The organism is Microbacterium oxydans (genome assembly GCF_000956525.1).
GTDB lineage: Bacteria > Actinomycetota > Actinomycetes > Actinomycetales > Microbacteriaceae > Microbacterium > Microbacterium oxydans_A.
In genome coordinates, this window is the sequence record NZ_JYIW01000013.1 from 48,128 (window position 1) to 55,385 (window position 7,258).

At 70.3% G+C, this 7,258-nt stretch carries 8 protein-coding genes and 1 pseudogene; 5 read left to right on the plus strand and 4 right to left on the minus strand.

The genetic code is table 11. The features are described from left to right. Window positions 1-26: 26 nt before the first annotated feature. Both RS83_RS01100 and murQ read left to right on the plus strand, forming a co-directional pair. A complete protein-coding gene (locus RS83_RS01100) occupies window positions 27-917 on the plus strand; it encodes a BadF/BadG/BcrA/BcrD ATPase family protein (RefSeq protein ID WP_045277655.1) in 891 nt (296 codons plus the stop codon). After that, window positions 907-1,839, plus strand: coding sequence for an N-acetylmuramic acid 6-phosphate etherase (gene murQ / locus RS83_RS01105; protein WP_045277656.1), 933 nt, complete (start codon window positions 907-909; stop codon window positions 1,837-1,839). Before RS83_RS01100 ends, murQ begins: the two co-directional genes overlap by 11 nt. Before the next feature lie 6 nt (window positions 1,840-1,845). On the opposite strand, the gene RS83_RS01110 is transcribed toward murQ, so the two are convergent. Continuing rightward, window positions 1,846-3,837, minus strand: a complete 1,992-nt coding sequence (locus RS83_RS01110; protein ID WP_045277657.1) for a primary-amine oxidase — start codon at window positions 3,835-3,837, stop codon at window positions 1,846-1,848. 101 nt (window positions 3,838-3,938) lie between these two features. Beyond that, window positions 3,939-4,523, minus strand: coding sequence for a TetR/AcrR family transcriptional regulator (locus RS83_RS01115; protein WP_045277658.1), 585 nt, complete (start codon window positions 4,521-4,523; stop codon window positions 3,939-3,941). Between the two features lie 67 nt (window positions 4,524-4,590). Here RS83_RS01115 and RS83_RS01120 point away from each other — a divergent pair, with 67 nt between their 5' ends. Together RS83_RS01120 and RS83_RS01125 are read left to right on the plus strand one after the other, a co-directional pair. Continuing rightward, window positions 4,591-5,106: a hypothetical protein gene (locus RS83_RS01120; protein ID WP_045277659.1), complete on the plus strand. Its 516-nt coding sequence runs from the start codon at window positions 4,591-4,593 to the stop codon at window positions 5,104-5,106. 26 nt (window positions 5,107-5,132) lie between these two features. Then, the gene (locus RS83_RS01125) at window positions 5,133-5,798 is read left to right on the plus strand and encodes an SDR family oxidoreductase (RefSeq protein WP_045277660.1); all 666 of its coding nucleotides are present in this window, start codon (window positions 5,133-5,135) and stop codon (window positions 5,796-5,798) included. A gap of 40 nt (window positions 5,799-5,838) precedes the next feature. Here RS83_RS01125 and RS83_RS01130 read toward each other — a convergent pair whose 3' ends face one another. Together RS83_RS01130 and RS83_RS01135 are read right to left on the minus strand one after the other, a co-directional pair. Further along, window positions 5,839-6,156 carry a DMT family transporter gene (locus RS83_RS01130; protein WP_045277661.1) on the minus strand — a complete coding sequence of 106 codons (318 nt, stop codon included), beginning with the start codon at window positions 6,154-6,156 and terminating at the stop codon, window positions 5,839-5,841. Then, window positions 6,153-6,530 (minus strand): DMT family transporter, encoded by a 378-nt coding sequence (locus RS83_RS01135; protein ID WP_045277662.1) that lies wholly within the window; start codon window positions 6,528-6,530, stop codon window positions 6,153-6,155. Before RS83_RS01135 ends, RS83_RS01130 begins: the two co-directional genes overlap by 4 nt. Window positions 6,531-6,711: 181 nt before the next feature. On the opposite strand from RS83_RS01135, the pseudogene RS83_RS01140 reads away from it, so the two are divergent. After that, window positions 6,712-7,258 (plus strand): annotated as a pseudogene (locus RS83_RS01140) (DUF222 domain-containing protein); the annotation flags it as partial.

Consider the following 7,258-nt stretch of genomic DNA (forward strand, 5'->3'; position numbering starts at 1 on the left):
TCTCTATGAATGCGTAGACTATTTTCATGTCTTCCCCCGCTCGTGCCGTCGCCGTCGACCTCGGCAAGTCCCGATGCCGCGTGGTCGCAGCCGACGTCGCGAGCGACGGCGTCGGGGCCCCCGGGCTCGCCGCGCGTGACGGTGTGGCGGCGGCGCTGGCGTCGATCCTGCCGCTGCTGCCGCGCGACGATCCGCCGATCGACCTCCTCGGCGTCGGCGCGGCTGGCGCCTGGGCGGCCCCCGATGCTGCACGACAGCTCGCCGAAGCCCTCGCCGCCGAGACCGGAGCGCGGGTCGCCGTGGCATCCGATGTCGTGACAGCGCACGCGGGCGCGCTCGGCGGCGGCGAAGGTGTGCTGCTGATCGCCGGTACCGGAGCCGCGGCTCTCGGCGTCGACGCCGACGGCGTGCGACTCGTCGACGGCTGGGGCCCTGAGCTCGGCGACTTCGGCAGCGGATCCTGGCTCGGACGGGAGGCGCTGCGGGCTGTGCTGCGCGGCTCCGTCGATCTGTCGCCGGACACGACGCTCACCACCGGGATCCGAGAGCGCATCGGCGCAGCATCCGACATCGCCGCATGGCTCGCCCGACCCGAGCCCCTCGCTCGCCGACTCGCGACGCTCGCACCCCTCGTGCTCGACGCCGCAGCGGCCGGTGACCGCATCGCCGCTGAGATCGCTGCCGAGGCGGTCCGGCTCCTGACGGCATCCGCTGCCGCCGCCTCGTCACGCAGCCTCGATGTCGTGATCCATGGTGGGCTCACCGACCATGACTGGTTCCGCGCCGCCCTCGTCTCATCGCTGCAGGCAGCCGGACGCACCGGCATCCCGGCGGCAGGGACCGCGCTCGACGGCGCACTGCTGCTCGCCGGCCGCCCCGATCTTCCCCATGAAAGGTTCGTGCACCGTGCCGAATGACACTCGACTGAACGATCTGCTCACCGTGCTCGCGAGTCTCGACACCGAGGCGTCGACCACCGAGCGCGGCGACCTCGACCTGCTCGACACCGCCGAGCTCGTGCGCCGCATGAACGCGGAAGACGCCAGGGTGCCGGTCGCGGTCGCCGAGCGGGCCGCCGAGATCGCGGCTGCGGTCGACGGCATCACCGAGCGCTTCCGCCGCGGCGGCCGCCTCATCTACATCGGCGCAGGCACGGCCGGCCGCATCGGCGTGCTCGATGCGAGCGAATGCCCGCCCACCTTCGGCACCGATCCGTCGATGGTCGTCGGTCTGATCGCGGGTGGCGAGACCGCCATCCGCTCCGCGGTCGAGAACGCCGAGGACGACGATCAGGCCGCGGCGGCCGAGCTCCGAGGGCTCGCACTCACCGCCGACGACACGGTCGTCGGCATCTCGGCCTCCGGCCGCACGCCCTATGTGGTCGGCGGCCTCGAGTACGCCGGCGGCATCGGTGCGTTCACCGTCGCGATCGCATCCAACACGGCGTCGGCGATCGGTGCGGTCGCCGAGATCGCGATCGAGATCGTGACCGGTCCGGAGTTCATCTCCGGCTCCACCAGGCTCAAGTCGGGCACCGCGCAGAAGCTCGTGGTGAACATGCTCACGACGCTCTCGATGATCAAGCTCGGCAAGACCTACCGCGGCGTGATGGTCGACCTGCTCGCCACGAACGAGAAGCTGCACGCTCGCTCGATCCGCACGGTGTCGCAGTTGGCCGGGGTCGGGGTCGAAGAAGCCGCTGCCGCGCTCGAGGGGGCGTCTGGATCCGTGAAGCTCGCGCTGCTCACGGTCACGACCGGCGCGACCCCGGATGCCGCGGCATCCGCTCTCGCCGACGCCGACGGCATCCTGCGCGACGCGATCGCCGCGCTGTCCTGAGACCGGTCAGCGGCCGCAGGTGCAGGCATCGCCTCCGCCGCAGCATGACCCGGCCGACGAGGCGCCGCCGTGCGCCTGCGACGACTCGGGCACATCCATCGCCGGGTTCTCGTCGAGGAAGCCGTTCGGCCTGAAGCGGAATCCGGCGGTGTCGACCGGCATGATCGGCCAGTCCTCCGGGCGAGGGAAGTGCGTGAGGCCGAAGGTGTGCCACAGCACGATGTCCTCGCCGTCGATCGAGCGGTCGCCGGCGGTGTACTCCGGCAGACCGGCGCCACCCTGATGCGCGTTGGGGTAGCGGCCGGCCGGCCAGATCTGTCCGTGCTCGTACTTCGTGGCCCAGAGGTGCTTCGTGGCGAACGCCGCTCGTGCCGCGACCGACGACGCGGGGTCTGCCATCAGCAGCGCGGTCGGCTCCGGCACCAGGTGATACGCGGTCGGTCGGCCCACGCGGTTGGTGCGCGAGGCGCTCTGCACCTCCCAGACGCGGGCCACGGAGGCGTCGGCCTCGCGCTGCGCCGCCGACTCGGTCGCCAGCGTCGTCTCCGACCAGGTGAACGCATTCCCGAAGGGGTTCTCCGGTCCCATCGGCACGCGTTGCGCGTCGACCTCGACGAGACGGTTGTCGTCGCCGTCGATCGCCACGTCGAGCCGAGCGCAGAACAGGTGCTGGTGCACCGGGGCGAAGACACCAGGGGCGAGCTCGGTGGCGTGCTTCTGCCGCACGCCTGGGACTCCGGCCGCAGCGAACACGATGCCGGTGGCCTTCGCGACGACCTCGATCGATCCGTCGAGCGAGAAGTACCAGTAGAAGCCGTAGTCGTAGTTGCCGATCGTCGAGAAGTACGACACCACGAAGCGGCGGGAGCGGCGCACCGCGGCGCGGCCTGCGAGATCGGTGTGCTTCCAGAGGATGCCGTCGTCCTCCTCGTGCATGCAGATCACGTTCGGGATGCGCACTGGGTTGCCGTGGTCGTCCGCGACGTAGCCGTCGAGGTAGTGGATGACGCCGAGACAGTCGCAGCCGAGCTCGAGGTGGTTGGCGTTCTTGCCGAGCAGGTATTCCCCGGCGTCGAAGTAGCTGATCCAGAATCGACCGGGCGCGGTGTCGCCGTAGGGCACCACCATCTCGGGCACGCTGGCCCGGCTCAGGACCGAGCGCCCCTGGAACGCCACGTCGTGCAGCACCAGGCCCTCGCGCGCGTTGAAGTCCACCCGCATCGACCAGCCCTCCCACTCCACGAGCGATCCGGTGATCGCGAAGCTCGGACCCTCCGGCTGCGTGATCTCGATCGGCTTGAGCGACGTCCTGGCCTCGCCCTGCACCTCCGGGGAGTAGTTGCCGTGGCCGGCCGGGACCGGGACGTCGCCGTGGTCCTCGACGCGGATCACGCTGTTCGAGGTGAGGTCGATGTGCACGATCAGCCCCTCGACCGGGTGCGCCCACGGTGAGTCGTCCTCGTCGTACTTCAGGAAGGTGAGCGATCGGATGACGCGGCGCCCGACCTCATCGGCACGCCCCGTGTAGCCGGGGGCGAGGGGGCCGCAGAACGCCAGGGCCATGTGGTCCTCGAGTCCTCGGCGGTGCATCGCCTCCTGCCATTCGGGGGAGGCCTTCGCGATCGCCTCGGCGCGCTCGTACTCCTCGAACAGGTACTGCGGCTGTCCGTAGGGCGGGGCGTCGTTGGGCACGCGCGCACTGCGGATCACCTCGCCACGGGTGATCGAGACGACGACCTCGGTAGCGATGCCGGTCGCGGTGTCGAGGAGTGTCGCATCGATGCGGCGGTCGATCGGCGCACCCGGTGTCCAGGCAGCGAGCTCGTCTCTGGTCGGCTCGTCCGGGAGCAGCATCGGCACACGCACGGTGTCGGTGAGCAGCCCTGCCGTGTCGAGCACGACGCGGGCGGCGGCGATCTCGGCTGCGGTGAGCGGGTCGTGCGGATGCGGAGTCGCACGCTTCTCGAGGGTGATCGGCTGCGGGGAGTGGTGGGACATCGTCGACCTCACTGATTTCGAGCGAACGCTCAATAAACGGGTTGGCACGATGGTACGACGGAACGCCCCGGGTCACAAGACCCGGATCGTGCGCGCGAGGCTCAGGCGCGCCAGGGGGCCAGGATGCTGTCGAGCACCGCGAGGTGGGCGCTCGACGGCTGCGGCTCCGTGACCTCGACGACCTGCTGCCCGTAGGTGACCGATCGCAGCAGCGCCATCACGGCATCCTGCGGGGTGTCCCGATGCAGTTCGCCGTCGGCGACGGCCTCCTCGAGGGCGGAGCGGATGCTGTCCTGCCAGGTCGCGAGGGTCGGTGCCCCGGCGTCGGGCGTCTCGGCGAGGGTTGCGACGCGTCCCCAGAAGCCGACCACGACGCGGGCTTCGGAGCGGGTCAGATCGTCGACCGGGAGGACTTCGCGCATGAGGGCGTGCAGGCGGGGGAGTCCGCGGAGGCCGTTCGTCGCGGCGGCGATGCGCTCGTCGGTGCGACGGGTGACCTCGGCGGCTGCGGCGCGCACGACGTCGTCGAATCCGTCGAAGTAGTGCCAGAGTGCTCCGGTGGCGACGCCGAGCTCGGTCGCGACGGCGCGGGATGACACGCGCTCGTGACCGTCGCGAGCGGCGACCGTCAGCAGCGCCTCGGCGATCTGGCGGCGGCGCTCATCATGGTCGACGATGCGGGGCATGAGCCCATCTTGTCGCATCCGATCGAGGTCTGGCTATTTTGAGCGATTGATCAATATAATCCGATCCATGGGTGCACCCGCAGCGATGGCGCTGATGATCGCGAGCGCGATCGTCGCTGTCGCGTGCTGCCTCGGCGCGAGGCGCACGGTGCCATGGCAGGGGCGGCAGTCGGTGATCGTGATGGCCGCGGCGATGATCGGCATGGTCGCGGCGGCCGGTGACGCTCGCGTGCTGCTGCTCGCCGGGCTCACCCTGCTCGTCTCGGCGATGCTCGGCACCGCGGGGCTGCGGGGGCGGCCGACCGTGCGCGCCTGCTGCCACCGGGCGCTCGGATCGCTCGTCATGGCGCTCTGCGCGTTCGCGAGCATCACGCACGGCGGCATGATCATCGAGCCGGGGCATGGGGCGCATCTCGCGTCGGATGCCGTTGGCGGGCTCGCGACCGTGGGGGTGGCGCTGCTCGTGGCGTGGACGATCGCCGACCGGATCCGTCCGCACGTGCGCGGCGTCGGGTCACGGCTCCTCGCGGTCGAATCGTGGTCGATGACCGTCGGTGTGATCGCCATGTGGGCGGCGCACTGACGCGGGGGCTCCGGTAGCGTGGCCGGATGCCCCTCGCCCTGATCACCGGTGCCGCACGCGCGAACAGCATCGCAGCCGGCATCGTCCCCCGCCTTCGTTCGGCCGGCTGGACGGTCGTCACCAGCGACCTCCACGACGCCGACCATCCTGCAGACCTCTCCACCCACGACGGTCCTGAGCAGCTGATCGCCGACGTGACGCGCGAGCACGGCCCGATCTCGGCGCTGATCCTGAGCCACGCGCACGATGTGGAATCCGGCATCCTCGACACGACCGCCGCGAGCTTCGACCTGCACGTGGCCGTGAACGCCAGAGCGAGCCTGCTGCTGATCGCCGCCTTCGCGCGCCAGATCGGTGACGACGGCGGCGTGATCCTCGCGCTCACGAGCGATCACGTGACCGGCAACCTCCCGTACGGCGCCTCGAAGGGCGCGCTCGACCGGCTCGTCATCTCGGCGGCGCGCGAACTCGGACCCAAGGGCATCTCCGCCAACGTGTTGAACCCCGGTCCGGTCGACACCGGCTGGATGGACGACGAGACGCGCGCCGAGCTCGGCGCGATGACTCCGCTCCGACGCCTCGGTCGCCCGGCCGACGTCGCCGCAGTGGTCGAGTTCCTCGTCTCGGACGAGGGGCGCTGGATCTCGGGCCAGCTGCTCAAGAGCGATGGGGCGTTCTCGGCGCAGTTCTGAGGGGGGCGGTGCTGGTGATCGCCGGCTCCGTGCGGCGGGGTCAGTGCCCGAACTCGATGAGCGCGACGCCGACCGCGATGAGGGCGACGCCGATGCCCATCAGCAGTGAGAAGTGGTCTTTGAAGATGACGCGGCCGAGGACGGCGGTCACGGCGACCCCGGCGGCGGCCCAGATGCCGTAGGCGACGCCCACCGGCATTCCCATCGCGAGGATCGTGCCGAGTAGGACGAAGGCAGCGAGGTAGCCGACGACGATCACGGGGATCCAGCGCCGGCGGCGCAGTCCCTCTGATGCGCGGAGGCTGAGCGTCGCGGTGACCTCGCTCGCGATCGCGAGCGCGAGCAGCAGCCAGGTCACGAGGCGACCTCCGCCGGTGCTGTTGTGTCTCGCGCGTGCGAGCCCAACTCGACCAGCAGTACGCCGACGACGATGACGCCGACGCCGACGATCTGCACGGGTCCGAGCAGTTCGCCGAACAGCACGGTGCCGAGCACCGCGGTGAGCACCACGCCGATGGCGGACCAGATGCCGTAGGCGACGCCCACCGGCATCCCTCTGTCCAGCACGATCGACAGCAGCAAGAGCGACGACGTGTACCCGATCGCGACGGGGATGAGCCACAGCGGGTACGTGAAGCCCTCGGCGGCGCGCAGAGACAGCGTCGCCATCACCTCGAGCGCGATCGCGAGCAGCAGGGGAGGCCACGCCGAGCGGCGGGGTGACGGGGGCATTCGGGTCCTTTCGAGAGGGTCCGAAGGAGGGAACGTGTCGGATGCTCGCAGGATTCCCTGTCCGCGCGGTGAACCGGCATGTCTTTCGTCTGCGATCTGCAGGATGCCGGTATGCCGGTATGCCGGAATATGATTCGAACATAGCTTCGAAACTCGGTGGTGGTCGGGATAAAATGGGGCTATGGGGAAGCTGGTCGGGGTGCATGAGGCGGTGGCTCGCCTCGATGCGGCGTGGGCGGATGCCGACGATGCGACCGAGTTGTCCCGGGGTCAGTTGATCGCGGTGAATGCGGCGATCGGTGTGTTGCAGCGGCGTGTGGATGCGGTGCAAGTTGCTGTTGCGGCTGGGATCGCTCGCGAGTCGCGGCCGGAGCTCGGGGCGGGGAGTCTTGCGAAGCAGCAGGGGTTCCGGAATCCGGCGACGTTGATCGCCGCGACGACGGGAGGTTCCGCGGGTGATGCTGCTCGTCTGGTGGCGGTGGGGGAGGCGACCGCACCGCGCACGGATCTGGTCGGGGCGCCGGTACCGGCGAGATACCCGGCGGTGCGTGACGCGCTGGCCTCCGGAGTACTCGGGGTCGCAGCCGCGGGCCTGATCATTGCGGTGTTGGACCGGTGTCGGGTGGCGGCAGGGCCGGAGCGGACCGTGGAGGGTGAGCGGGTGCTGGTGGAGCGTGCGGTGGGGGTGTCGTTGGATGATGTGCGGAAGCTGGTGGTGCGTGCGGAGG

What these genes read in the sequence shown, in the direction of transcription:
- RS83_RS01115 (WP_045277658.1), bottom strand. Translation starts at nt 4,523, where the DNA reads ATGCCCCGCATCGTCGACCATGATGAGCGCCGCCGCCAGATCGCCGAG.
- RS83_RS01110 (WP_045277657.1), bottom strand. Translation starts at nt 3,837, where the DNA reads ATGTCCCACCACTCCCCGCAGCCGATCACCCTCGAGAAGCGTGCGACT.
- RS83_RS01135 (WP_045277662.1), bottom strand. Translation starts at nt 6,530, where the DNA reads ATGCCCCCGTCACCCCGCCGCTCGGCGTGGCCTCCCCTGCTGCTCGCG.
- RS83_RS01120 (WP_045277659.1), top strand. Translation starts at nt 4,591, where the DNA reads ATGGGTGCACCCGCAGCGATGGCGCTGATGATCGCGAGCGCGATCGTC.
- RS83_RS01100 (WP_045277655.1), top strand. Translation starts at nt 27, where the DNA reads ATGTCTTCCCCCGCTCGTGCCGTCGCCGTCGACCTCGGCAAGTCCCGA.
- RS83_RS01125 (WP_045277660.1), top strand. Translation starts at nt 5,133, where the DNA reads ATGCCCCTCGCCCTGATCACCGGTGCCGCACGCGCGAACAGCATCGCA.